Origin of the sequence: Humibacter sp. RRB41, from assembly GCF_022761015.1 — a bacterium.
GTDB lineage: Bacteria > Actinomycetota > Actinomycetes > Actinomycetales > Microbacteriaceae > Humibacter.
In genome coordinates, this window is sequence record NZ_JAKWJQ010000004.1 from 304,806 (window position 1) to 329,864 (window position 25,059).

Here is a 25,059-nt window from a genome sequence, read left to right on the forward strand (position 1 = left end):
GCCCGACCCATCAGCGCTCAGCAACCTCGGTGCACGGTAGGCTGAACGCACAACTGAAGACTGGGCCACACGGTCGATGCGGGAGAGTCCGCGCGGGAACCCGCACACGGACACCGAAGGAGCAATCCTCCCCGACAATCTCTCAGGTATCCCTACCGCATCGAACTGGCCACTCTGGAGAGCAGCCCGCGGCGCAGGTCGTGGTCTCGCCCAAGGTGAAAGCGCCGGCAGTGCCGGAGCGAATCTCTCAGGCCTTCATGACAGAGGGGGAGTTCTTGCGGCCACGTCACGTGTGCGGCCTCTCGACCGGCCCGTAGATACCTCCAGGAAGTTTTGCGGGTCGCGAAGCAGATCGGAGAACTCCCATGGCTCAGCTCTCGCCGCTGAACGACGCTCACGTGGCGGCAGGCGCAAGCTTCACCGACTTCGCGGGCTGGCAGATGCCCGTTCGGTACTCGAGCGATCTCGCCGAGCACCATGCGGTGCGCACCGCGGCCGGGCTCTTCGACCTCTCGCACATGGGCGAGATCGTCGTACTCGGGCCACAGGCAGCCGATGCCCTCGACCATGCGCTCGCCGGACGGCTCTCGGCACTCGAACAGGGTCAGGCGAAGTACACGCTTCTGCTGAACGAGACCGGCGGCATCCTCGACGACCTCGTGGTGTACCGCACAGGCGCAGACAGGTATTTCGTGGTTGCGAACGCGGCCAACCGGCTGACGGTGGCTGACGCGATCACGCAGCGGACGGCATCCTTCGACGCGGATGTCTACGACGAGTCGGACGACATCGCGCTGATCGCGATCCAGGGCCCTCGCGCTCTCGAGATCCTGCAGAACGTCGAGGAGCTCGGCATCGAGGCCGGCGATGAGCGGCCGGAGGATCGCGAGGAGCCCGACATCGAGAACGCGCTCGCCGGGCTCAAGTACTACCGGTCGCTGTCCGGCACGTTCCAGGACCACCCCGTGCTGATCGCCCGCACCGGGTACACCGGGGAAGACGGCTTCGAACTCTATGTCGCCCCCGACGATGCGCCGGCGCTCTGGGATGCTCTGCTCGAAACGGGCGCGGGCGCGGGCCTCGCGCCGGCCGGGCTCGCCAGCCGCGACACGCTACGGCTCGAGGCGGGCATGCCGCTTTACGGTCACGAGCTCTCCGATCACACCTTTCCCTCGCAGGCTGGGCTCGGGCGCGTCGTCGCGCTCGAGAAGCCGGCCGACTTCGTAGGCCGCGCCGCGATCGAGGCAGGTCCGCCGGCGGATGCCCGCGTGCTCGTCGGTCTCGCCGGTGACGGCAAGCGAGCTGCGCGCGCCGACTACCTCATCTTCGCCCGCGGCAGCGACGGCGAGCCGGTCGGCCGCGTGACGTCGGGTGCGCTGTCGCCCACGCTGGGGCATCCGATCGCCATGGCCTTCGTCGATGCCGATCTCAGCACACCGGGTACCGAACTCGATGTGGACGTGCGCGGAACACGCGTCGCGTTCACCGTCACCAACCTGCCCTTCTACCGCAGAAAGAAGAACTGACATGGCACTGCCTTCGGACCGCCGTTACACCGCAGAGCACGAGTGGGTGCTTCTCGACGGCGACATCGCAACTGTCGGCATCACCGACTACGCAGCGGAGAAGCTCGGCGACGTCGTGTTCGTCGACCTTCCGGCCGTCGGCAGCGACGCAGCAGAGGGCGCAGTGGTCGGCGAGATCGAGTCGACGAAGTCGGTCGGCGAGCTGTTCGCGCCCGTCAGCGGCGAGGTCGTCGAGATCAACGACGCCGTGGTCGACTCGCCCGAGCTGGTCAACACCGATCCGTTCGGCGCCGGCTGGCTGGTGAAGGTGCGCGTCTCCGACGTCGCGCTCCTCGAAGATCTGCTGGATGCCACGGCCTACGCGGCACTCACGGGCGTCGGCGCGTGACCGCCGCCCCGCATGAGCACGGTGGCGTGACCGGCATCACGAGCGCGGGGAGCCTGCGCGCAGGGTTCGCCGACCGGCACATCGGGCCGGATGCCGACGCGACAGCGCACATGCTGGCCACGCTCGGTTTCGATTCCGTCGACGAGCTCGTGCGCACGGCGGTGCCGGAGGGTATCCAGTTGCCGGCCGACGTGGAGTTGCCGGGTCGCACCCTGCCGCGCGAGGGTGTGAGCGAGCGCGAGGCACTGCGCGAGCTGCGGCAGCTGGCATCCCGTAACAGCGTCGGCACGTCGTTCATCGGGCAGGGCTACTACGGCACGCTCACGCCGGCGGTCATCCAGCGCAATGTGCTCGAGAACCCCAGCTGGTACACGGCCTACACGCCGTACCAGCCCGAGATCTCGCAAGGGCGCCTTGAAGCGCTCATCAACTTCCAGCAGATGGTGTGCGACTTCACGGGGCTCGACATCGCCAACGCGTCGATGCTCGACGAGGGCACCGCCGTCGCCGAGGGGATGCTCCTGGCGCGCCGGGCGTCCCGCGCGAAGTCGAATGTGTTCCTCGTCGACACGGATGCCTTTCTGCAAACCCTCGCGATCCTGCGCGGCCGCGCTGCCGCTGTCGGCATCGAGCTGATCGAGCTCGATCTCGCCGCGGCCGATCCGGCGACGCTGCCCGAGGCGTTCGGCGCCTTCCTGCAGTACCCGTCGGCCTCCGGTCGCGTGTGGGATCCGACTGAGATCATCGCCGCCGTGCACTCCGGGGGCGGCCTCGCTGTGACCGCGGCAGACCTGCTCGCGCTCGCACTCCTCAAAGAACCCGGCGCACTCGGCGCCGACATCGCGGTGGGCACCACGCAGCGCTTCGGCGTTCCGATGGGCTTCGGCGGTCCGCACGCCGGCTACATGGCAGTGCGCAGCGGCCTGGAGCGCCAGCTCCCTGGACGTCTGGTCGGCGTCAGCCAGGATGCCGCAGGCAAGCCCGCCTATCGCCTCACGCTGCAGACGCGCGAACAGCACATCCGCCGCGAGAAGGCCACTTCGAACATCTGCACCGCCCAGGTGCTGCTCGCTGTCATGGCGTCGATGTACGCCGTGTACCACGGGCCACGCGGCATCCGTGCGATCGCACAGAGCGTGCACGCGGATGCCGTTCTTCTCGCGGATCTCATCGCACAGCGCGGCGGCCACGTGCTCCCAGACGCCTATTTCGACACGCTCCGGGTGCGGGTGGACGACGCCCGTGACATAGCCGATCGACTGCACGAGGCGGGAGTCCTGGCGCTCGTGATCGACGACACGACGCTCTCGTTCAGCGTCGACGAAGCCAACGGCGGACTCGGCCTTCTCACCCGCATCGCAGAAATCGTCACCGCCGTCGCCGGCCCGATCGGAGAGCTCGGCGACGACTTCTTCGAGCCGGAGTCGGGCGGCTGGGTCGCCGTCCATCCCATGGCGGTCAGGCGCTTCCCGGAACAGCTCACCCGTACGACCGAGTTCCTCACGCATCCCGTCTTCTCGTCGTACCACTCCGAGACGGCCATGATGCGCTACCTCAAGCAGCTGGCCGATCGCGACTACGCGCTCGACCGGGGCATGATCCCGCTCGGGTCGTGCACCATGAAGCTCAACGCCGCCACCGAGATGGCAGCGGTCACGTGGCCCGAGTTCGCGCAGCTGCATCCGTTCGCCCCGGCCGAGGATGTCGCCGGTTACCTCGACCTGATCGCCCAGCTCGAGACCTGGCTCGCGGAGCTCACCGGTTACGACACCGTGTCTCTGCAACCCAACGCCGGCAGCCAGGGCGAGCTCGCGGGGCTGCTCGCCATCCGCGGCTACCACGATGCCAACGGGGACACGCATCGCACCGTCTGCCTCATCCCGCAGTCCGCACACGGCACGAACGCCGCATCGGCGGTCCTCGCCGGAATGCGTGTCGTCGTGGTCGCGACGGATGCCTCAGGCAACGTCGACCTCGACGATCTGCGCGCCAAGGTGGCCGAGCACGCTTCAGAGCTGGCAGCACTGATGATCACGTATCCGTCGACGCACGGCGTCTACGAGCACGAGGTCGTCGCGGTGATCGACGCCGTGCACGAGGCAGGCGGACAGGTCTACATCGACGGCGCGAACCTCAACGCGCTGCTCGGCTTCGCCCGGTTCGGCGACTTCGGCGGCGATGTGTCGCACCTCAACCTGCACAAGACGTTCTGCATCCCACATGGCGGCGGTGGACCGGGCGTCGGTCCCGTCGCGGCGAAGGCGCACCTCGCGCCGTATCTGCCGGGGCATCCGCTCATGCAGGTCAACGATCACGTCGGCTATGCGCACGAGGGCGCGCCCGTCTCCGCCGCGCCGTACGGGAGCCCGAGCATCCTGCCGATCTCGTGGGCGTACGTGCGCATGATGGGAGCCGATGGTCTCGCACGTGCGACGGGTGTCGCCGTGCTCTCGGCCAACTACGTGGCATCGCGCCTCAGGGACCACTACCCGGTGCTCTACGCGGGCGAACGAGGGCTGGTGGCGCACGAGTGCATCCTCGACATCCGACCGCTCACGGATGCCACGGGCGTCACGGTCGACGATGTCGCCAAGCGCCTCATCGACTACGGCTTCCACGCCCCGACGATGAGCTTTCCCGTTGCGGGGACTCTCATGGTGGAGCCCACCGAGAGCGAGGATCTCGCTGAACTCGACCGCTTCGTCGAGGCGATGATCTCGATCAGGGCAGAAGCGGATGCCGTCGGCGCCGGCACCTTCCCCGTCGACGACAACCCGTTGCGCGGCGCGCCCCACACGGCGGAGTCGATCGTGGGTGAGTGGTCCCATCCCTACTCGCGCGAGCAGGCCGTGTACCCGGTGCCAGGGTTGGTCCGCACGAAGTACTGGCCCCCCGTGCGTCGCATCGATCAGGCCTGGGGCGACCGCAACCTCTTCTGCGCCTGCCCACCGCCCGAGGCGTTCGCCTAGCGCCGCTCGCCGCACAGCGTCCCACCGTGGCACCACCGCGCTCGCGAGACTGCACGCCCGCCCCGAGACAGTGGGCATTACCCGCACTCTTGTCGTGGGTGTGCAGTCTCGCGGGCTGGGCGGTCACTCGGTGCGTCCCAACAGCAGAGCGCGCATGCCGGTGATGCGTGCGCTGTCGGGCGGCGAGACCTGGCTCAGACCGACGTTCAGCAGAGCGTCCCGAAGCGGCCAGCATTCGACGGCGTCGCGCCAACCCCAGTGGACGATCCCCGAAGCATGACGCTGCAGACGCCGATCCCGTTCCTTCTCCTTCCGGAACGCGGTCGCCGGCTTCACGCCGAGAGTCCCGTCGTACTTCAGGTCGCCGTCCGCTTCGCCGACAACGCTTTCTTTCCCCCACCACATGTCGACGCGGTCGACGGACCCGAACTCCGTCGGGAACGCGACCTGCAGCCGCGGCGGCCTAAAGCCGAGCCACATGATGCCCGCACGGCTGACAGACTCCAGCGGCGTCTCGGCGGCGGCGGATGCCTGTTCCAGCGGCCACCGCGCATGGCGCCGGCCGCGTGTGCTGGCGCGCTGCGCATTCTCAATCGCAAGGTCTTCGATGCCGACCTCGACGAATCGCCGCAGAGCGGCATCGGCCACGGTGAGTCCGACGACATGGTGCCGCGACCGTGCCATATCGACCACGGTCGCGGCCTTTCCTGTCACGCGGACGCCACCGAGCTCGACGATGTCCTGCCTGCGGCGCGCTGAGTGTGTGCGGATCCCGTCGTGGAGTCGTGACGTCGCTTCGGCGTCGCCCAGCAGGTGCACCACGATCGGGTCGCCGAACACCGGCAGACCCCACAGCGCGACGGCTGATTCGTAGCAGAACACGGCATGTGGATGCGTGAGCGCAACCGCATGCACTCTGGCCGTGTACCGATCCCACGGCTTCTGTTCAGCCCAACTCGTAGCATCCGCGTAGACGCCTCAAGAGACGCGGACCAGGACTCCCTCTCGCAGTCGCCGCTCGACATGATTCAGTTCGCCGACCCGGAGCAGTGCGATCGGCGAGGAGATCAACGATGCGAGCTTCGGTCGCGTGTCCGCGGCCACATCATGAGTGAGCACGGCGCGCCCTTCGGTTCGGATCTGGTACGTGTGCGAGACAGCCTGCACGCCGTGGCCAGGCATCCACGGTACGTAGCGCCCTTCTGTGGACACGGGTCGAGCTGTGGACAGCGTGCCCCACGCGATCACTCAGGCGAGCCTGCACGCCCGCGGCGAGCAGGCGGGTATTACCCGCTGCCGTGGCGCGGGCGTGCAGTCTCGCCCGAACCGGCAGGCTCGGCGGCGCATCACCCCTTCGGGGCGGGGCCGAAGATGCCCGGCCAGAGGGCGGCGGCGAGCGGATAGCCCACGAACGACACGATGTCGAGCAGGCTGTGCGCCACGACGAGTGGCGCCGTTCGACCCCAACGCCGATAGCACCAGCCGAAGACGACGCCCATGATGGCGTTCCCGAAAAACGGCCCGATGCCCTGGTAGAGGTGGTAGCTGCCGCGCACGAGCGCCGACGCGATGATGATCCACCACGAGTTCCAGCCGAGCTGCTTGAGCCGCGTGAAGAGGTAACCGATCATGATCACTTCTTCTTGCAGAGCGGCTCGCACGGCAGAGAGCACCAGCACCGGCACGGTCCACCAGTACGTGTCGAGAGGGGATGCCTGCACATCAACCGTGATACCGACGGCCCGCCCGATCGCGTACAGCGCGAGCCCGGGAACGCCGATCACGAGGAACAGCAGCGTACCGTTGCCGAGATCGCGCCACGGCCTGCTCCAGTCGAGCCCTATGCGGCGGAATCCGCTGCGCGCCGGCTGCCAGAGCAGGTAGATCACCAGCGCGACGGCCATGAGAGAGAACACGACGTCGAGAAGCTGGTACGTCAGATCCAGCCACGGCGTCGAGGACTGCGACGCATTGAGTTGCGCGCTCTGGTCCTTGAGCGGCGTCGGTGCGGCGAGCCTCTGGATGATCGTCAGGATCGAATAGATCGCCGACTGCCCGAGCGAGAGCCCGAGGACGATACCGATCTCCCACCACAGGCGGGTGCGTTCTCGTTTCGGGACGGGCCGTTCCCGAGATGCGGATGCCCGAGCTGGCGTCGGCCCCGGCTCTCCCGTCATGCAGACATCCTTTCACCGATCGCCCATACGGCGGGGCCGCCGAGACGCATCATGTGTGACGCGGAAGAGGTTAAGTGAGGAATCATCAACATTGCTCAAATGTTGCAATGGGCGCTGGAATCACGCACGGGAGTAAATAGCCGCGCACGAATCCGTCGCGATGGTTACTAGCACGTAACGGTTTGCATCACCATTTTGCTCGCCCCCGATCAGGTGTCTATCTTCAGTGCTATCTCGTGTACATCGCGGTCCCCATTGGATCGTCGTGTGCCAAAAATCCATTCAGGAGGAAAATTGAAGATCACGCGAAAGCGTCTGCGCCCCATTGTGGGTGCCGTCGCGGTCGCCGTTGCCGCGGGCCTCGTGCTCGCAGGCTGCACGACGAGCACGCCATCGAGCGAGGCGTCGTCCAGCGGCAAGACCATCACGGTGGCTCAGGTCAACGAAGCGACGTCGTTCAACTACAACACCCCTCAGGGCAACCTGGACACGAACGGCTACATCTGGCAGATGACGCAGCCGCAGTTCTTCACGCTGAACCAGAAGTATGAAGTCGTCCCGAACACGGATCTCGGCACGTACAAGAAGCTCAGCAGCGACCCGCTCAAGGTCGAGTACACGCTCAACAAGAACGCGAAGTGGTCCGACGGTGTGTCGATGACGGCGGATGACCTCGTCCTCGGCTGGGCACAGGGCGTCTGCTACTACGACTCTGCGAAGTTCGATGCGAAGGGCGATGTCACCAGCGGTACGCAGTACTTCGTGACCGCAGCCGGCTGCCCGTACGCCACTGATCTGCCGAAGGTCAGCAACGGCAACCGCACCATCACCTTCACCTACGACCAGCCGTACGTGGACTGGAACCTGGTCAACCCGATCCAGTTCCCGGCTCACGCGGTCGCGAAGGAGATCGGCGTCTCGACGAAGGCTCTCACCAACGCCTTCTTGACGACTCCGAAGGGCGACCCCAGCAACCCGGCAGCACCTAACGCGACCATTGAGAAGGCTGCGAAGCTGATCAACACGGGTTACGACGCCACCGCTCTTCCGAAGGACAAGAACCTTCTGATCTCGGGCGGCCCGCTGCAGGTGTCCGCGTGGACCCCGAAGCAGTCGATGACCTTCGTGCCGAACAAGTACTACACCGGCTCGCACAAGGTGAAGTTCGGCAAGCTCATCATGCGCTTCATCGGCGACGCCAACGCTCAGGTCACCGCACTTCAGAACGGTGAGGTCGACGCGATCCAGCCGCAGGCATCTGCAGACACGGTGAAGGCGCTGAAGGCGGTCACCGGGGCCAAGGTGCTCCAGGGAGACCAGGCAGCGTATGACCACCTCGACTTGAACTTCAAGTCAAGCGTGTTCAGCGACCCGACGGTGCGTCAGGCGTTCCTGCTCACCATCCCGCGCGAGGACATCCTCAAGGCGATCATCACGCCGATCAACCCCAAGGCGAAGGTTCTCGACTCGCAGATCTTCCTGCCAGGACAGGAGGGCTACACCGACTCGGTCAAGGCCAACGGTTCCTCCGCGTTCGACAAGGTCGACATCGATAAGGCGAAGCAGCTTCTCGCTGGTAAGACCCCGACGGTGAAGATCCTGTACAACACCGAGAACCCGAACCGCGTGGACTCGTTCCAGGCGATCCAGGCCTCGGCTGCCAAGGCAGGCTTCAAGGTCGTCGACGGTGGTTCGCCGCAGTGGAGCTCGCTCCTCGCCGGTGGCGACTACGACGCCTCGTTGTTCGGTTGGATCAACCCCGGTGCCGGAAACGCGCAGATCCCGCAGCTGTTCCAGATCGGCAACCCGGGTAACTACAACAACTTCAACGACCAGCAGGCCAGTGACCTCGCTGTGAAGTCCCAGATCACTCTGGACCCGTCGAAGCTGTTGGACATCAAGAAGCAGATCGATGCGATCACGTTCAAGGAGGGCTACGGCCTGCCCCTGTTCCAGCTGCCCGGTCTCTTCGCCAGCAACGGCAAGGTGAAGAACATCGAATACTTCGGAGGCCAGAACGGAATCTTCTGGAACTTCTGGGAGTGGACGAAGTAAAAGCGAAGATAGGAATGTCCATCGATTGATCAGCTAAGATCAGTCGGTCCCACGGGGCGTCGAACCTCTAAGGTTCGGCGCCCCGTCGCTGGGCAGGCTCGCTCCGGCGTACCATCTGATACGCACTCTTCGGCAATGTCGCCGTTCGATGCGGTCGCCCCCCGTTAGCAGAGGTTCCAATCTCTATGGTGAGTTATATTGCGAGACGCATCGGCGTCTCCGTTCTGATCCTGATCGCCGCGTCGTTCATCATGTACGTGCTTGCGGCAAACTCGGGAGACCCCCTTCAAGATCTCGAAGGCAGCATCTCCCCGAACCGTCAGGCACTGATCGACGCGCGCGTTTCGACGCAGCACCTCGACCTTCCGTCGCCGGTCCGATGGCTGCTGTGGCTGGGCGGCGTCGCCCGATGCATCGTGCCGATCGGCGGCGGATGCGACCTCGGCTCGACCTTCCAGAACCAGGAGGTCGCTCAGCTGCTTCCGCAGGCGATGGCCTCGACGTTGCAGCTGGTCACCGTGGCCTTCGTGCTGGCCATCGTTCTCGGCGTCGCGCTGGGCATGATCACGGCTCTGCGGGCCTACACCGGGTTCGACTACTCGATCACGCTCGTCAGCTTCTTCCTGTTCTCGCTGCCGTCGTTCCTCGTGGCAGTGCTGCTGAAGAGCTTCATCGCGCTCGGCTACAACAACTTCTTGGCCGACGCGAAGCTATCGCCCCTCGCGCTCGTGATCTGGGGCGTCGTGGTCGGCCTGATAGTTCAGCTGATCGTCGGCGGATCGTGGCGCAAGCGCGGATTGACGTTCCTGATCTCTGGCGTCGTCACCGCGCTCATCCTCGGATACATGTCTCTGACCGACTGGTTCACCAACCCGTCGCTCGGCCCGGTCGTCGTCATCGTGTTCTGTGCGGCGATCGGTTTCGGCGTCGTCGCGTTGCTCGCGGGTCTGCACAACCGCAAGGCGTTGCTCACAGCCGGCATCAACGTCGTGATCGCGATCGCCTGTTACTTCGGGCTGCAGTGGCTGCTGAACGCCTCGTCGTTCGGGACGCTGATCATCCTGGCCGTCGTGTCCATCGGTGTCGGACTCCTCGTCGGATTCTTCGTCGGCGGCTACGACCGCGGGCTGATGATGCGCATCGGCGCGTTCACGGCCTTCTTCAGCGCCGGTGTGATCGTGCTCGACCGTTTGATGCGCTCGTGGTCGGCCTACATGGACATCACGAACGATCGCCCGCTTGCGACGATCGGGTCATCGACTCCGGGCCTGCAAAGCGACGTCTGGGTCACCAGCCTCGATTCGTTCTCGCACCTGCTGCTGCCGACCTTGAGCCTTCTTGCGATCAGCTTCGCGAGCTACACCCGGTATTCCCGTTCCGGCATGCTCGAGGTACTCGGACAGGACTACGTGCGAACCGCGCGAGCGAAGGGCCTGCCCGAGCGCACCGTGATCGTTCGGCACGCGTTCCGCAACATGCTGATCCCGATCACCACCCTCGTGGCGACCGACATCGGCGCTCTGCTCGGTGGTGCGGTGATCACGGAGAACGTGTTCGGCATCAGCGGCATGGGCCAGCTCTTCATCGCCGGCCTCTCGCGAACAGACGTGAACCCGGTCATGGGCTACTTCCTCGTGGTCGCGATCACGGCGATCGCCTTCAACTTCCTGGCCGATCTGAGCTACTCGGTCCTCGACCCACGGGTGCGTGTGCGATGAGCGACCTGACGCGAGACGAACAAACGGCTACGGAGGTGGCCGCATGAGCACACTGCAAGGAAATCTTCCCGAACCGGGCCTGAGCGGCGGCGCCGTCGACATCGTCGATCCCGACGGCGGCAAGAAGGGCGAGAGCCAGGGGCGGATCATCTTCCGCCGCTTCATGAAGAACAGGGTGGCCGTCATAGCCCTGATCCTCTACGTGCTGATCCTGGTGTTCTCCATTTCCGCGATCGGACTCGGACCGATCCCAGGCTGGTGGCACTACACGTACCAGCAGCTGAACCCGCAGGTGAACCAAGGGGCGCCGTCACTCACGCTCTGGCCGTTCAGTTTCGGCGACCACCCGTTCGGGCAGGACCGGATCGGCAAGGACTACTTCGCCCTGACGATGCGGGGAATCCAGAACTCCGTGCTGGTCATGTTGGTGATCGGCATCTTCGCCACCGTGCTCGGAGTGGTCGTCGGCGCGATCGCCGGCTACTACCGAGGGTGGGTCGACGCGGTGCTGATGCGCGTCACCGACATCTTCATCGTCATCCCAGCCCTCGTCGTCGGCGCTATCGTCGGCCGCACGGCCAACGGCCTCGGAGCGTTCGGCCTGGCGGCGCTGCTCGCGCTCGTCTCGTGGATGGTCATCGCGAGGCTGGTGCGCTCGGAGTTCCTCGCACTGCGCGAACGGGAGTTCGTGGAAGCCGCACGGGTCGCAGGTGCCTCGGATGCCCGCATCATCTTCCGGCACATCCTTCCGAACGCGGTCGGCGTGATCATCGTCTCCGCGACACTGCTGATCGCCTCGGCGATCCTGCTCGAGACCGCGATCAGCTACCTCGGATTCGGCATCAAGCCGCCGGACTCGTCACTCGGTCTGCTGATCAGCCAGAACCAGAGCGCGTTCACCACGCGCCCGTGGCTGTTCTGGTGGCCGGCCGTCTTCATCGTGCTGCTCGCGCTCTGCGTGAACTTCGTCGGTGACGGTCTGCGCGAGGCATTCGACCCCAGGCAGCAGCGCTTCAGTCTGCGTCGTACCAAGGAGCCTGAGCCGGACGAGCCGGGCACCGACGCACCGACCCGCCTCGACGTGTCGATCGCGGCGCACAAGGTGACGCCGGCGGACGGCGACTCCGGCGGCAAGGCGGAACGCTAAGTGGCCGCCTCTCGATATATGCCGCTACAGCGCGAAGGCCAGCACGCTGCCGGCGAGCAGCACGAGCAGCGCGCCGTTCAGCCACCAGTGCACACGGATGCCGACGGACGTCTCGTCGGCAAGTCCTGCCTCGATGCGGCCCGATTCGCGCAGTCGCGCCCAGCGCTCTCTGATCAGGTACGCCACCTGACCGGACTCGCTGGCGATCAGATCGCCGGGGCGGATGGTGCCGTCCTGGCTGACCGGCGCCATCGCGACGCGACCACGGTCCTGCTTGCGCGCCGCCATCGCGGCGCCGGTGCGGCCGGGGGCGGGCGCGGCCCACGCGCTGTAATGGTGACCCGGCGTGTAAAGCGTCACCGCGTACTTGGTATCGACGTGAATGAGCGCAGCCCACGGCACGGTCAGCGTGCGGAACACGTTGCGCACTTCGATCGCCTCGTCGTCGATGCTGACGCGCGGTCGCCACAATGCGACCCACGCGGCCAGCGCGACGAAGGCGACCGGCACGATCATGAACGGATCACGCAGCCCGGCATGCGCCCAGATGTAGGCGACAAGCACGCCGGCATCCAGTACCCAAGCCAGAACCGCGAGTCCGCGGTTGAACCTCGAAACGAACACATCACGGTCGTCGGCCGCGGAACCCTGCATGACTCCATCGTGTCAGCATCCGCTCCCAGTTCCGTGCACGCACGACTCGCGGCCGAATCGCGCCGAGAAGGGGCCGCCGTCTGATGGCACCGGAGAACAACACCCCAGTACTGCAGGTGACCGATCTGAGCGTCGACTTCGCCGTCGACAACTTCTGGGTTCCAGCGGTCAAGAAGCTCAACTACGCGATCAAGCGCGGCGAGGTCATGGCGCTCGTCGGCGAGTCCGGCTCCGGCAAGTCCGTGAGTTCGATGTCGGTGCTCGACCTGCTGCCGCGCAACAGTCGGGTCAGCGGCTCGATCAAGCTGAACGGCCGAGAGCTGCGCGGACTCAACTCCGCGCAGATGCGCGGCATCCGCGGCAAGGACATCGCGGTCATCTTCCAGGAACCGATGACGGCGCTGAACCCGGTGCTCACCGTCGGCTTCCAGATCGTGGAGACCCTGCGCATCCACTACGGAATCTCGCCGCACGAGGCGAAGGACCGCGCGATCGAACTGCTGCGCCTGGTGGAGCTGCCAGACCCTGCGAAGGCCTTCAACTCCTACCCGCACCAGCTCTCAGGCGGACAGCGGCAGCGCGCCATGATCGCGCAGTCGATCTCGTGCGATCCCGGCCTCCTGATCGCCGATGAGCCGACGACGGCTCTGGATGTCACGGTGCAGGCCGAGATTCTCGACCTGATCCGCAACCTGAGCGACAAGCTCGACTCCGCGGTGCTGCTGATCACCCACGACATGGGCGTGGTCGCGGATCTCGCCGACCACGTGGCGGTCATGCGCAAGGGCGAGGTCGTCGAGGCGGGGCCGACGCTGCAGATCTTCCGTGAGCCGCAGCATCCGTACACCAAGGCGCTTCTGGATGCCGTCCCCCACCTCGGGCAGGGAGCAGACGGCGAGGAGATCGACGTCACCGTCGCGCTCGCCGCGGCGGCACTCGACGAGGCGGACACTCCGACCGGCCTGCTCGAGCAGATCGAGGTGAACGAGCGGGCGCTCGTGGAGGCCCAGCAGGTCGCAGAGCAGAGCGAGCAGGGCGAGGCGGTGCTCCAATTCGAGAACGTCGTCATCGAATACCCGGGCCACGGTCGCGTGAAGGCGTTCCGCGCCATCGACGGCGTCGACCTGACGGTGCACAAGGGCGAAGTCATGGGGCTGGTGGGGGAGTCGGGCTCAGGCAAGACGACCCTCGGCCGTGCCGCGATCGGACTTCTGCCGGTGACCTCCGGTGTGCTCAACGTGACGGGTGTCGACCTCTCGGAGTGGAACCGCAAGCGCGTGCGCCAGGTGCACAAGAACGCCGGCATCGTGTTCCAGGACCCCGCGTCGTCGCTGAACCCGCGCATGACCATCGCGCAGTCGATCGGCGAGCCCCTGCTCTTGGCGAACGGAATCAAGGGAAGGGCGCTGGACAAGGAGGTCTCCGATCTGCTCGACAGCGTCGAGCTGCCGAAGTCGTACATGACCCGTTACCCGCATGAGCTCTCCGGTGGTCAGAAGCAGCGCGTCGGCATTGCCCGCGCACTCTCGCTCCACCCCGACCTGCTCATCGCAGACGAGCCGACCTCCGCCCTCGACGTGTCGGTGCAGGCGACAGTGCTCGAGCTGATCAAGAACCTGCAGCGCGAATTCCAGTTCGCCTGCCTCTTCATCACGCACGACCTCGCGGTCATCGACGTGCTCGCCGACCGCATCGCCGTGATGCACCTCGGGCGGCTCGCCGAGGTCGGCACGCGCGACGAGATCCTGCGCAACCCGCAGGACCCGTACACGCAGCGGCTCATCGCCGCCGTGCCGCTGCCGGATCCGGAGATCCAGCGCGAGCGTCGCGAGATTCGGGCGCGCATCCTGGCCGCCGGCAGCGACGAGTACAACGACCCTTCGCTGCACCGGGCGTCTGGCGAGTACGCGGAACCCGAGCACTACGCGGCAGCGGAAGACTTCGACGAAGGCCGCGAGGATCCGTCGCGCGGAAACGACGGACGACCCACCGACTGATCGGCGCCGTACAAGCGGTCCGATTCGCTCGGCGGCTGCACACCCTCACGGTGTGCGGCCGCCGCTGCGCGTGCCGGCTGGCGCGACGTTCAGGCATCCTCCGGTAAGCTAGTGCGGGCGGGTTCTTCCCGCCTTTCGCCGTGCCCGCAATCCACTGAAGCGAGCGCCCGGCTTCCATCGCCCGCGTCGTAGCGGGTGGACTCACTTTCTTCCATTTCGAGGACTCCGCCATGGCCATCCGCTCCCGCAATGATCTGCGCAATGTCGCGATCGTCGCCCACGTCGACCACGGCAAGACGACGCTCGTCGACGCCATGCTGAACCAGACCCACTCGTTCTCCGAGCATGCGCACGTCGAAGAGCGTGCCATGGACTCGAACGAGCTCGAGCGTGAGAAGGGCATCACGATCCTCGCCAAGAACACGGCGATCTCGTACAACGGCAAGCACGCGGCAGAGCACGGCAAGGGCAACCCGGTGACGATCAACGTCATCGACACGCCAGGCCACGCCGACTTCGGCGGCGAGGTGGAGCGCGGTCTGTCGATGGTCGACGGTGTCGTGCTGCTGGTGGATGCCAGCGAGGGTCCGCTGCCCCAGACCCGGTTCGTGCTGCGCAAGGCGCTCGAGGCGAAGCTGCCCGTGATCCTCGCCGTGAACAAGACGGACCGCCCGGATGCCCGCATCCAGGAGGTCGTGCACGAGAGCCAGGACCTGCTGCTCGGCCTGGCCTCCGACCTCTCCGACGATGTGCCGGATCTCGACCTCGATGCGATTCTCGACGTTCCCGTCGTCTATGCCTCCGGCAAGGCCGGGCGGGCATCCGCGAACGAGCCGGCGAACGGCGAACTGCCGGACAGCACCGACCTGGAGCCGCTGTTCGACGCGATCCTCACGCACATCCCCGCTCCGACGTATGACGACGAAGCGCCGCTCCAAGCGCACGTGACCAACCTCGATGCATCGCCGTTCCTCGGCCGCCTCGCGCTGCTCCGCGTCTTCAACGGCACGATCAAGAAGGGCGAGACCGTGGCCTGGGTGCGCCACGACGGCGACGTGCACAACGTGCGGGTCACCGAGCTCATGATCACCAAGGCTCTCGACCGCTACCCGGCCGAGAGCGCGGGCCCCGGCGACATCGTCGCCGTCGCCGGCTTCGCCGACATCATGATCGGCGACACGCTGGCCGATCCCGAGGACATCCGACCCCTTCCCGCGATCCACGTCGACGAGCCCGCGATCTCCATGACGATCGGAACGAACACCTCGCCGCTCGTCGGCAAGGTGAAGGGTCACAGGCTCACGGCGCGCATGGTCAAGGACCGGCTCGACCGCGAACTCGTCGGCAACGTCTCGTTGCGCGTGCTCGACATCGGGCGCCCGGATGCCTGGGAGGTGCAGGGACGCGGAGAACTCGCCCTCGCCATCCTGGTGGAGCAGATGCGCCGTGAGGGCTTCGAGCTGACCGTCGGAAAGCCTCAGGTGGTCACCAAGCGCGTCGACGGCAAGGTGCACGAGCCGTACGAACACCTCACGATCGACGCGCCGGAGGAGTACCTCGGTGCGATCACCCAGCTGCTCGCCGCTCGCAAGGGACGCATGGACAACATGTCGAACCACGGAACGGGCTGGGTGCGCATGGAGTTCATCGTGCCGTCTCGCGGGCTCATCGGATTCCGCACCGAGTTCCTCACCATCACGCGCGGCACCGGCATCTCGAACGGCATCTCCCACGGTTACGGCGAATGGGCGGGCCAGATCGTCACGCGTAGCAACGGTTCCATCGTCGCCGACCGCGCCGGCGTGGTCACCCCCTTCGCGATCATCGCTCTGCAGGAGCGCATGACGTTCTTCGTGAACCCGACCGAAGAGGTCTACGAGGGCATGGTCATCGGCGAGAACTCGCGTGCCGACGACATGGACGTCAACATCACCAAGGAGAAGAAGCTCACCAACATGCGGCAGTCGACCGCCGACAACTTCGAGTCGATGACGCCGTCGCGGCAGCTGACCTTGGAGGAGTGCCTCGAGTTCGCCCGTGAAGACGAGTGCGTCGAAGTGACGCCCGAGATCGTGCGCATTCGCAAGGTGATCCTCGACCAGCAGACCCGTGGACGTCAGACCGCCCGTCTGAAGCGCGAGACTCTGGCCTGAGCGCCCTGGCGGTCCCTGCGGGGTTCTCCGAGACGTTCTCTTGCCTGAGAAAAGGTTGAGATTTCCTTAGAATCTCTGATGACAGGAGCGCCGGAAGGCGTTACCTTACGGATGTCGGTCCCGTCGACGACGTCCGGGCCCGGCTCTTCGATCATCGGGAGTCCATCATGACCAGAGTCCGACGCGCCGCGGTCGCCGTTCCGCTGGTACTCGCCCTCGCGTTCGGTTCGGCCGCGGCTCTGACCGGTTGCAGCGTGCAGGGGATCGTCAAGAACGTGACGCACGGACACGTCGATCTGGGCGGCAAGTCCGTGCCGTCCGACTTCCCCAAGGAGGTGCCCCTCGCGAAGGGCGAAGTGATCTACGGGGCATCCGTCGGCTCGTCGAACGAGAAGGTCTGGAACGTCACGGTGAAGGTGATGGGAGCCGATGCAGGTGACGCGATCGGCGATCAGCTCGCCGGGGCGGGCTTCACGCGTGGGATGAACAGCAAGACCGATACCGGGGCGACGGCGTCGTTCACGAAGGAGCCGTATTCGGTGCTCGTCGTCGTCGCCAAGGACAACCACAAGGGCTGGGTCGCGAATTACACGGTCACGCAGAAGAAGTAGCCACACCGCACGCGGTCACGCGAAGAGCTTCTCCGCGATGAAGTGCCCGCTCTCGGGAGCGGGCGGCACCGCGAAGACCGCCGATCCGATGTGCGCGATGTACTCGTTCAGCCGGTCGTAGGAGCCGAGTCGTGTCTGCAGCGTGACGAAGTGCGCCGGATCGTTCATGTAGGCGATGAACATCAGCCCGGCATCCAGCTGACCGTATTGGTTGATGCCGTCGGTGTAGTTGTAGGAGCGGCGCAGAATCTTGACACCCTTGTTGTTCTCATGGGCGGCGAGAGCGATGTGGGCATTCGGTGCTATGGCGGGTTCGCCGTGTGCCATCTTGTGGAAGTTCGGGGCATCGAACTCCTTCGTGCCACTCAGCGGTGCTCCGTCGTCCTTGTGGCGCCCGAACACCGTCTGTTGGTCGCCGACAGCGTCGGCATCCCAGATCTCGATGTTCATCTGAATCTTGCGCGCTACCTGGTATGTGCCGCCCGACATCCATCCGGCATCGTCGTTCAGCCAGACGAAATCCCGGAACTCATCGTCGGAGCGGATGTTGCGGGTGCCGTCCTTGAACCCCATCAGGTTTCGGGGCGTCGTCTGGTTCTGCCCTGCCGAGGCCCTGCCGAAGCCCATCACCGTCCACCTGGTGCTCACCGTGCCGCGCCCCATGCGCGCGAGGTCGCGAATGGCGTGGTACGCCACCTGCGGATCCTCCGCGCAGGCCTGCAGGCTGAGATCGCCGCCCGTGAGGCTCTTCTGCAGCGTGTCGCTCGGCAGAGCGGGCAGATGCTTCAGCAGGGACGGCTTCTTCGAGGCGAGACCGAACCGCTCGTCGAACACGTCCGGGCCGATGCCGAGGGTGACCGTGAGCGCATTCGGTCCGAGATCGACGGCCTCGCCGGTGTCCTGCCCGACGGCGCCGGGACGGCTCGGCTGCACCTGGCCGACCGGCTTGCCCTGCATGACCTGCGCGATTCCCGCCGACCAGCGTGCGAACAGCGACTCGAGGTCGGTCAGCGTGCTGCCGGGGTCGATGTCGAACGTCATGTACACGCAGTGGCGCTGCGGTTCCGTGCGGATGCCGGCCTGGTTCCCGCCTCCGTAGAACGGATAGCTGAGGGATGCGTCGACGGAGTCGCCCTGGTCGTCGTGTGTCAGCGCCTGTGCGGCGAACGTGCCGCCCACGCCGGCGAGGGCGCCGACGGCCAAGCCGCCGGCACCCATCGCGAAGAGGCCGCGACGGCTCAGGTGCTCCCGCTGACGGGCATCCTTCGCGTCGTCCGGCCGAGACTCGTCTGTCATTGAGCGGTTGCGACCTTCTCGGCGAGGCGCGACAGGGGATCCTGCAGCGCCTGCACCGCCTGGCTCAGCTTGTTCGCATCGCTCGCCTTGAGCGCCGGCGTGTAGGTGACGTAACCGCCGATCGCCGAGGGGTCGCGGTAGGTGTCGAGCAGTGCGTTCACCTTGTCGTACTGCGTGCTGATCTGCTTGGTCAGCGTCGCGTCGATCTTGGTCAGACCGGGCTTGAGGTATTCGAAGGCCTGCTGCGAGCCCTCGACGTTGGCCGCGAAGTCGACGAGGTCGATGTGGCTGAACGCCTCTTCCTCGCCCTTGATCTTCTCCGACTGCACCTCTTCGAGGAGGCCTGCTGCGCCGTTGGCGAGGTCCTCCGGCTTGTAGTTCAGCTTCTTGGCGAGCCCGGCGAGAGTCGTGACGTTGGTCTGCAGCTCGGTGGCCAGCTGTTTCGTGCCGTCAGTGATGGCGTTCGCCTGGAACAGATCGCGTTCGATGGCGTGGAAGCCGTGCCAGCCCACTGAATCGTCGAGGTTCGACGCGCGCATGTCGATCAGGTAGTCGAGGTTGCCGGCGTTGTCGTTCGGTTTCGTGCCGGGCAGCACGAAACCGTCGACGTCGGACTCGATGCGCTCGTAGAACGGACGCGCCTGGCCGTACGCCTTCTTCGCCGCCGCGACGTCACCGGAGTCGATGGCAGCTTTCAACGTGCCGACGCCCTGCACCAGGCCGACGATCTGGTCGTCGACGTAGCCGGCGTATTGCTTCGAGCCGTCGTTCAGCAGGGTCTGCACGCTGCCGGTCTTGGGAGCGGCGGCCTTTCCTGTGACGGTGAAGGTCTGGTTCTCTTCGCCAGCGCCGGGGCAGTACACGGTGTACTTTCCGCCGCCGAGGGTGAGCGTGAAGCTCACCGGCTTGAGGCCGGGCGCGAGATTCTCTTTCTCGCCGATGATGCGCTGGTCGCTCTGCAGCTCCACCTCGGTGATCCCGGTCGCGCTCTTGTTCTCGACGGTGAAGGTGATCGGGCCGGCGGCGGCCGACGGGTGATCGATGGCGCAGACATCCTTCGATCCGTCGTTCGTCATGGTGATCTTCACCTGCGCGGCGCCCGAGGTGGATTGCTTCGCTGCTCCGGCGTCACTCGCGCATCCGGCGAGAAGGAGTGCGACGCTCAGGATTGTCGCTGCGGTCGCTGCGCCCGAAAGGCGCCTGCGGCTACTTGGCTGCATAGGTTGTGCTCCTGGTGGGGGTCGAAGACGTCGTGGAATCGGCGACGTCGGCGGTTGCCGGGGCGGGCGGAGTGGCGACCGGCTGTGCGGTCGAAATCGAGGAGTTCAGTGCGCGGCGGGCGCGCAGTGCGCGCACCGCGAGCGCGATGGCGGCGATCGCGAAGACCAGCGGGAGCCACAGCTTCCACAGCATCGCTTCGCCGGCGGATGTCTGTGCCGCCGCGATCGCGTCGCTCACGTCGGCGACGTGTGCGGCTTTCACGGACCACGCGGCCTGTGCGTCGGGCACGGCGAACGCACGGGGCCCGTTGAGGCCGCCGGCGGAGACGGTGACGACCGTGCGAACGCGGCTTGAGGCATCCACGAGTCCGTCGCCGTGACTGTAGGCGGTGACGCGCGAGGTGCTGGTCCACGTCGTCGTGTACGGACCGGGTGCGTGCGTCGGGTCGATGCCGACGGGGATGCGGCCGCCCGTGAGTTCGACCAGCTCATCGAGGGTGAGCGACGAGGGGCGGTCCGCCGGATGCGCAGTCACCGTGGTGCTCCAGACGCGGTCGGCGCCGGAATTCGTCGTGCTCGACGAACCGCCGAACCGGTAATCGGCGGCGGCACCGCCGGTGACAGAGAGCTTCGCTGCCGTACCGGTAGAGGCGAAGGTCGCAGTGCCACCGTTGCTCAGCGGAGCCGATGCAGGCGCCGTGTAACCGGAGCCTGCGGGGACGGCGAGTGCGAGCACGATGGCGGCGACAGCGAGGGCGCCAGCTGCTCCCAGCATCGCCTTCGGAACGGCGGCGCCGGTCGGACGGAGTCGCTTCGGCCAGACGGTGATCGCGAGCAGTGGCACGACGTAGAGCAGCCAGCCGAGAACCTCGATCACGCGCGGGTCGGCGGGGATGCCGAGGACACCGGTGATCAACGCCGCTTGCACGGAGCCGATCGGTGCCAACCACGAGAGGTCGATGGTCGGCTGCTGGCCGATCGAGATCCACCCGGCTTCGTGCGCCGTGCGCAGCGTGGTCACCACGAGGCCGCCGGCCACGAAAATCAGGAAGTACCCGGTGATTGTGAAGAACCTGGAGAGGTTGAGCTTGACCCCGCCCGTGTAGAGGCCGATCCCGATCCCGATCGCGAGGCCGATTCCGATCACCGCGCCGAGCGCCGCAGCACCCGCGCTGGTCGACGCCTGGAATGTGGCCAGCAAAAAGACGGAGGTCTCGAACCCCTCTTTCAGCACGGCGAGGAATGCCATGCCGGCCAGTGCCCAGGTGGTTCCGCTCCCGAGGGCGGCTGCCGCCTCGCGCTCCAGTTCCTTCTTCAAACCACGCGAGTTCTTCTTCATCCAGAGGATCATGGTGGTGACGAAGACGACGGCGACGACGCCGATGATGGACTCCATGCCCTCCTGGGCTGCCTGGGGGAGGCCGGCTTCGATCGCCTGGAGGGTGAACCCGATCGCGACGCTGAGGGCGAGTGCGACGCCGACGCCGAGCCACATCGGCTTCAGGGATGCGCCGTTGCGCTTCAGGAACGCGGCGATGATGCCGACGATCAGCGCCGCCTCGAGCCCTTCGCGAAGGCCGATGACGAGGGTTGCGAGCACAGCGGAGCCTTCGTGAGGATGTCGGGTGGATTTCGGTAAGGCTTACCTTACCTAGATCGAGATTAGCCGCCATCCGCTCGACTGTCCACCTGCGCACCGGAGCTCCAAGGGTCCGCTCAGCGGGCCGCGACCGCGGCGCCCGCGCACTTAGGATGAGCGCATGCTGGTCAGAGTGCTCGTCGCCGTGTTGCTGCTGGTTGCCGGCATCATCTTCGGCACGTTGGGCACGATGGTGCACAGCGCGACCATCGGAACCCTCGCGCTCCCGTGGGGCGTCGTCGTCGCGCTGGCGGCGCTCGGTTGCCTGCTCGCGGGCATCCGTCTGCTCTCCGGGGGGCGGCTGAACGCGGCCTGCGCCGGATTGGGCGCACTCGTGGCGATCGGTGTGCTCTCCCAGAGGAGCTTCGGAGGATCGGTGCTCATCACGAACAGCACGCTCGGCTGGGTCTGGATCGGCGGCGCAGTCGTCGTCTCGTTGCTCGTCGTCGGTTGGCCCGGGCGCCGCGTCATAGACTGACTAGGCGCTTTCGCGAGCTCGAAGGGAGCCAGCCGACCGTGACGTACGTCATCGCTTTGCCGTGTGTGGATGTCAAGGACAGGGCCTGTGTCGATGAATGCCCCGTCGACTGCATCTACGAGGGTGAACGGTCGTTGTACATCCACCCCGACGAATGCGTGGATTGCGGAGCCTGCGAGCCGGTGTGCCCGGTCGAGGCGATCTACTACGAAGACGATCTGCCCGAGGTGTGGAGCGACTACTACCGGGCGAACGTCGAGTTCTTCGACGACCTCGGCTCGCCTGGCGGTGCGGCCAAGGTGGGCGTCATCGCGAAGGATCACCCGCTGATCGCGGCGCTGCCCCCGCAGAACCACTAGGGGCATCAGGTGACCCGCCCCGACCTCCCCGACTACCCGTGGGATCTCGTCGCGCCGTACGCGGAGCGTGCCAGCAGGCATCCGAACGGCATCGTCGACCTGTCGATCGGCTCGCCCGTCGACGCCACCCCCGAGCCTGTTCGCCGTGCCCTCGCCGACGCGACTGATTCCCATGCCTACCCGCAGACGGCGGGAACGCCGGCGCTGCGCGAGGCCATCGTCGAGTGGTACGAGCGTCGCCGGGGCGTGCCGGGGCTCGACACGTCGTCCGTGCTCCCGACGATCGGCTCCAAAGAACTGGTCGCACTGCTGCCCGTTCTGCTGGGCCTCGGACCAGGCGACACGGTGGTGCATCCGCGTGCCGCGTACCCGACCTACGGGATCGGCGCCGCCATCGTGCAGGCGCGCGCCGTGGCGTGCGACGACCCGGACGAATGGCCCGATGACACCCGCCTGATCTGGCTCAACTCGCCCGGCAACCCCGACGGTCGCGTGCTCGACGAGGAGTTCCTGCGCCGAGCGGTCGGCCGTGCGAGGGACCTCGGCGCGGTGATCGCGAACGACGAGTGCTACGCCGAGCTGGGTTGGGAAGGCAGGTGGGCGAGCGAGCCCGTGCCGAGCATCCTCGACCCGAGGGTTGTCGGCGATGACCGCACAGGAGTGCTGTCGGTGTACTCGCTGAGCAAGCAGTCGAATATGGCGGGCTATCGGGCGGCATTCCTCGCCGGCGACCGCGCGCTGATCGCCAAACTGCTGACCGTGCGCAAACACGCCGGTCTCATGCTGCCGGGCCCCCTGCAGGCGGCCATGGTGGTGGCCCTCCGCGACGACGAACCCGTCGCCGAACAGGTGGCCAGATACCGCGCGCGACGGCAGGTGCTCAAGCCTGCGCTGGAGGCCGCCGGGTTCCGCATCGATCAGAGTGACGCGGGGCTCTATCTCTGGGCGAGTGAGGGGCAGGATGCCTGGACGACGCTCGGGAGACTGGCCGACATCGGCATCCTGGCCGGTCCAGGCGTGTTCTACGGGGAGTTCCACCCGAATCACGTTCGGCTGTCGCTGACGGCGACGGATGAGCGCATCGCCGCCGGAGCCGACCGCCTCGCCGCCCTCTGACGCGAGCGGCGTCTCCGAAATCACCCCCGAACGTGGGGTGCCTTGTGCGCATCGCTGCGTCGACGTCGGAGTCCGTTGGCGGGAATCACAGTGGACCGGCTTTGCCCGTAGGCTGTACGGGCACGATCCGCAGTAACGGTCAGGAATGGGCGCAGGCTCGAAGGAGGCGCAGTGAACGCAGGTCACGACGGAGGAGACAGCGACGCGCGAGCCACTCTGACGTATCCGGGCGGTTCGGCGGAGTTCCCGATCCTTCCCAGTACGGCGGGCGCGTCGAGCATCGACTTCTCCACGCTGACCAAGCAGACCGGGCTGACGTCGCTGGACTACGGCTTCGTGAACACGGCCGCCACCCGTTCGGAGATCACGTACATCGACGGCGATGCGGGCATCCTGCGCTATCGCGGCTACCCGATCGAGCAGATCGCCGCGAACTCGACGTTCCTCGAGGTGGCGTGGCTGCTGATCCACGGGGAGTTGCCGACGCCGTCCGAGCTGGCCGAGTTCGACGACCGCATCCGCCGTCACACGCTGCTGCACGAAGACCTGCGCCGATTCTTCAGCGCGCTGCCGCACGACGCCCACCCGATGTCGGTGCTCTCCAGCGCCGTATCGGCGCTGAGCACGTTCTACCAGGACTCGTTGAGCATCCAGGACCCCGAGCAGGTGGAGCTCTCCACGATCCGCCTTCTCGCCAAACTGCCTGTCATCGCCGCCTACGCGCACAAGAAGAGCCTCGGCCAGGCGTTCCTCTATCCGGACAATTCGCTGAGCTTCGTCGACAATTTCTTGAGGCTCAACTTCGGCAATCTCGCCGAGCCTTACGAGGTGAACCCCGTCGTCTCGAAGGCGCTGGAGCGCCTTCTCATGCTGCACGAGGATCACGAGCAGAACGCGTCGACATCGACAGTGCGTCTGGTCGGGTCGACGCAGGCCAACCTGTTCGCCTCGGTCTCCGCCGGCATCAACGCCCTCTACGGACCGCTGCACGGCGGCGCCAACGAGGCCGTGCTCGACATGCTGGCCGACATCCGCGATTCGGGCGAGAGCGTGCACCGCTTCGTCGAGCGCGTGAAGAACAAGGAAGACGGGGTGCGCCTGATGGGCTTCGGCCACCGGGTGTACAAGAACTACGACCCGCGCGCGAAGCTCGTCAAGGAGAGCGCGGATGCCGTGCTCGAGGCGCTCGGCGTGCATGATCCCCTGCTCGACATCGCCAAGGAGCTCGAGCAGATCGCACTCGACGACGAGTACTTCGTGCAGCGCAAGCTCTACCCGAACGTCGACTTCTACACCGGCGTCATCTACAAGGCGATGGGCTTCCCGACACGCATGTTCACCGTGCTGTTCGCGATCGGCCGGCTGCCCGGCTGGATCGCGCATTGGCGCGAGCTCAACGCCGACCCCGCCACCAAGATCGGCCGACCGCAGCAGCTGTACGTTGGTCGCGCCGAGCGGGACTATCCCGCCGGTCGCTGACCCACCGGTGTATCGAGACCCGGTTGCGGATCTCGATAAGGGTCGCCTTCGGCGGCGCTGCTCGATCAGCGGGGAGT

At 66.3% G+C, this 25,059-nt stretch carries 19 protein-coding genes and 1 riboswitch; of the genes, 13 read left to right on the forward strand and 6 right to left on the reverse strand.

Annotated elements, in window-relative coordinates:
• The first annotated feature begins 69 nt into the window (after positions 1 to 69).
• Positions 70 to 168: riboswitch (glycine riboswitch) on the forward strand.
• Positions 169 to 365: 197 nt separating this feature from the next.
• The 3 genes from gcvT to gcvP all read left to right on the forward strand — a co-directional run bounded on the left by gcvT (position 366) and on the right by gcvP (position 4,883).
• Positions 366 to 1,526 carry a glycine cleavage system aminomethyltransferase GcvT gene (gene gcvT, locus MJ603_RS12760; RefSeq protein WP_243064100.1) on the forward strand — a complete coding sequence of 387 codons (1,161 nt, stop codon included), beginning with the start codon at positions 366 to 368 and terminating at the stop codon, positions 1,524 to 1,526.
• Between the two features lies 1 nt (position 1,527).
• Complete coding sequence (gcvH, locus tag MJ603_RS12765) at positions 1,528 to 1,914, forward strand: glycine cleavage system protein GcvH (RefSeq protein WP_243064101.1); 387 nt, start codon at positions 1,528 to 1,530, stop codon at positions 1,912 to 1,914.
• A gap of 110 nt (positions 1,915 to 2,024) precedes the next feature.
• Entirely contained in the window at positions 2,025 to 4,883 is a 2,859-nt protein-coding gene (gcvP, locus tag MJ603_RS12770; protein ID WP_243064282.1) for an aminomethyl-transferring glycine dehydrogenase, read from the forward strand.
• 123 nt (positions 4,884 to 5,006) lie between these two features.
• Here gcvP and MJ603_RS12775 read toward each other — a convergent pair whose 3' ends face one another.
• Positions 5,007 to 5,765 carry a hypothetical protein gene (locus MJ603_RS12775; RefSeq protein WP_243064102.1) on the reverse strand — a complete coding sequence of 253 codons (759 nt, stop codon included), beginning with the start codon at positions 5,763 to 5,765 and terminating at the stop codon, positions 5,007 to 5,009.
• Positions 5,766 to 6,229: 464 nt separating this feature from the next.
• The gene (locus MJ603_RS12780; RefSeq protein ID WP_243064103.1) at positions 6,230 to 7,060 is read right to left on the reverse strand and encodes a CPBP family intramembrane glutamic endopeptidase; all 831 of its coding nucleotides are present in this window, start codon (positions 7,058 to 7,060) and stop codon (positions 6,230 to 6,232) included.
• 294 nt (positions 7,061 to 7,354) lie between these two features.
• Between MJ603_RS12780 and MJ603_RS12785 the strand changes: the two genes are divergently transcribed.
• From MJ603_RS12785 to MJ603_RS12795, 3 genes are all read left to right on the forward strand, one after another.
• Positions 7,355 to 9,115 (forward strand): ABC transporter family substrate-binding protein, encoded by a 1,761-nt coding sequence (locus tag MJ603_RS12785; RefSeq protein WP_243064104.1) that lies wholly within the window; start codon positions 7,355 to 7,357, stop codon positions 9,113 to 9,115.
• 185 nt (positions 9,116 to 9,300) lie between these two features.
• Positions 9,301 to 10,833 (forward strand): ABC transporter permease, encoded by a 1,533-nt coding sequence (locus MJ603_RS12790; protein ID WP_243064105.1) that lies wholly within the window; start codon positions 9,301 to 9,303, stop codon positions 10,831 to 10,833.
• A gap of 43 nt (positions 10,834 to 10,876) precedes the next feature.
• The gene (locus tag MJ603_RS12795; RefSeq protein ID WP_243064106.1) at positions 10,877 to 11,980 is read left to right on the forward strand and encodes an ABC transporter permease; all 1,104 of its coding nucleotides are present in this window, start codon (positions 10,877 to 10,879) and stop codon (positions 11,978 to 11,980) included.
• Positions 11,981 to 12,004: 24 nt separating this feature from the next.
• Here the strand turns inward: MJ603_RS12795 and MJ603_RS12800 are convergent, their stop codons facing one another.
• A complete protein-coding gene (locus tag MJ603_RS12800; protein WP_243064107.1) occupies positions 12,005 to 12,634 on the reverse strand; it encodes a PH domain-containing protein in 630 nt (209 codons plus the stop codon).
• An 83-nt stretch (positions 12,635 to 12,717) separates the two neighbouring features.
• Here MJ603_RS12800 and MJ603_RS12805 point away from each other — a divergent pair, with 83 nt between their 5' ends.
• The 3 genes from MJ603_RS12805 (at position 12,718) to MJ603_RS12815 (ending at position 17,395) form a co-directional block, all read left to right on the forward strand.
• The gene (locus MJ603_RS12805; RefSeq protein WP_243064108.1) at positions 12,718 to 14,631 is read left to right on the forward strand and encodes an ABC transporter ATP-binding protein; all 1,914 of its coding nucleotides are present in this window, start codon (positions 12,718 to 12,720) and stop codon (positions 14,629 to 14,631) included.
• A 230-nt stretch (positions 14,632 to 14,861) separates the two neighbouring features.
• The gene (gene typA / locus MJ603_RS12810; RefSeq protein WP_243064109.1) at positions 14,862 to 16,784 is read left to right on the forward strand and encodes a translational GTPase TypA; all 1,923 of its coding nucleotides are present in this window, start codon (positions 14,862 to 14,864) and stop codon (positions 16,782 to 16,784) included.
• Between the two features lie 167 nt (positions 16,785 to 16,951).
• Positions 16,952 to 17,395: a hypothetical protein gene (locus MJ603_RS12815; RefSeq protein WP_243064110.1), complete on the forward strand. Its 444-nt coding sequence runs from the start codon at positions 16,952 to 16,954 to the stop codon at positions 17,393 to 17,395.
• Positions 17,396 to 17,410: 15 nt separating this feature from the next.
• Here the strand turns inward: MJ603_RS12815 and efeB are convergent, their stop codons facing one another.
• From efeB to efeU, 3 genes are read right to left on the reverse strand one after another with little or no spacing between them, the layout of a single operon-like run.
• Complete coding sequence (efeB, locus tag MJ603_RS12820; protein WP_243064111.1) at positions 17,411 to 18,691, reverse strand: iron uptake transporter deferrochelatase/peroxidase subunit; 1,281 nt, start codon at positions 18,689 to 18,691, stop codon at positions 17,411 to 17,413.
• Complete coding sequence (gene efeO, locus MJ603_RS12825; RefSeq protein ID WP_243064112.1) at positions 18,688 to 19,911, reverse strand: iron uptake system protein EfeO; 1,224 nt, start codon at positions 19,909 to 19,911, stop codon at positions 18,688 to 18,690. Before efeO ends, efeB begins: the two co-directional genes overlap by 4 nt.
• Positions 19,898 to 21,511 carry an iron uptake transporter permease EfeU gene (efeU, locus tag MJ603_RS12830; RefSeq protein ID WP_243064113.1) on the reverse strand — a complete coding sequence of 538 codons (1,614 nt, stop codon included), beginning with the start codon at positions 21,509 to 21,511 and terminating at the stop codon, positions 19,898 to 19,900. The genes efeO and efeU overlap by 14 nt, the downstream gene beginning before the upstream one ends.
• Before the next feature lie 160 nt (positions 21,512 to 21,671).
• Between efeU and MJ603_RS12835 the strand changes: the two genes are divergently transcribed.
• The 4 genes from MJ603_RS12835 to MJ603_RS12850 all read left to right on the forward strand — a co-directional run bounded on the left by MJ603_RS12835 (position 21,672) and on the right by MJ603_RS12850 (position 24,982).
• Entirely contained in the window at positions 21,672 to 22,028 is a 357-nt protein-coding gene (locus MJ603_RS12835; RefSeq protein ID WP_243064114.1) for a hypothetical protein, read from the forward strand.
• A gap of 38 nt (positions 22,029 to 22,066) precedes the next feature.
• Positions 22,067 to 22,387 carry a ferredoxin gene (gene fdxA / locus MJ603_RS12840; RefSeq protein ID WP_243064115.1) on the forward strand — a complete coding sequence of 107 codons (321 nt, stop codon included), beginning with the start codon at positions 22,067 to 22,069 and terminating at the stop codon, positions 22,385 to 22,387.
• A gap of 9 nt (positions 22,388 to 22,396) precedes the next feature.
• The gene (dapC, locus tag MJ603_RS12845) at positions 22,397 to 23,503 is read left to right on the forward strand and encodes a succinyldiaminopimelate transaminase (RefSeq protein WP_243064116.1); all 1,107 of its coding nucleotides are present in this window, start codon (positions 22,397 to 22,399) and stop codon (positions 23,501 to 23,503) included.
• A 171-nt stretch (positions 23,504 to 23,674) separates the two neighbouring features.
• On the forward strand, positions 23,675 to 24,982 hold the full coding sequence (locus tag MJ603_RS12850) for a citrate synthase (RefSeq protein WP_243064117.1): 1,308 nt from the start codon (positions 23,675 to 23,677) through the stop codon (positions 24,980 to 24,982).
• Positions 24,983 to 25,059: the final 77 nt, after the last annotated feature.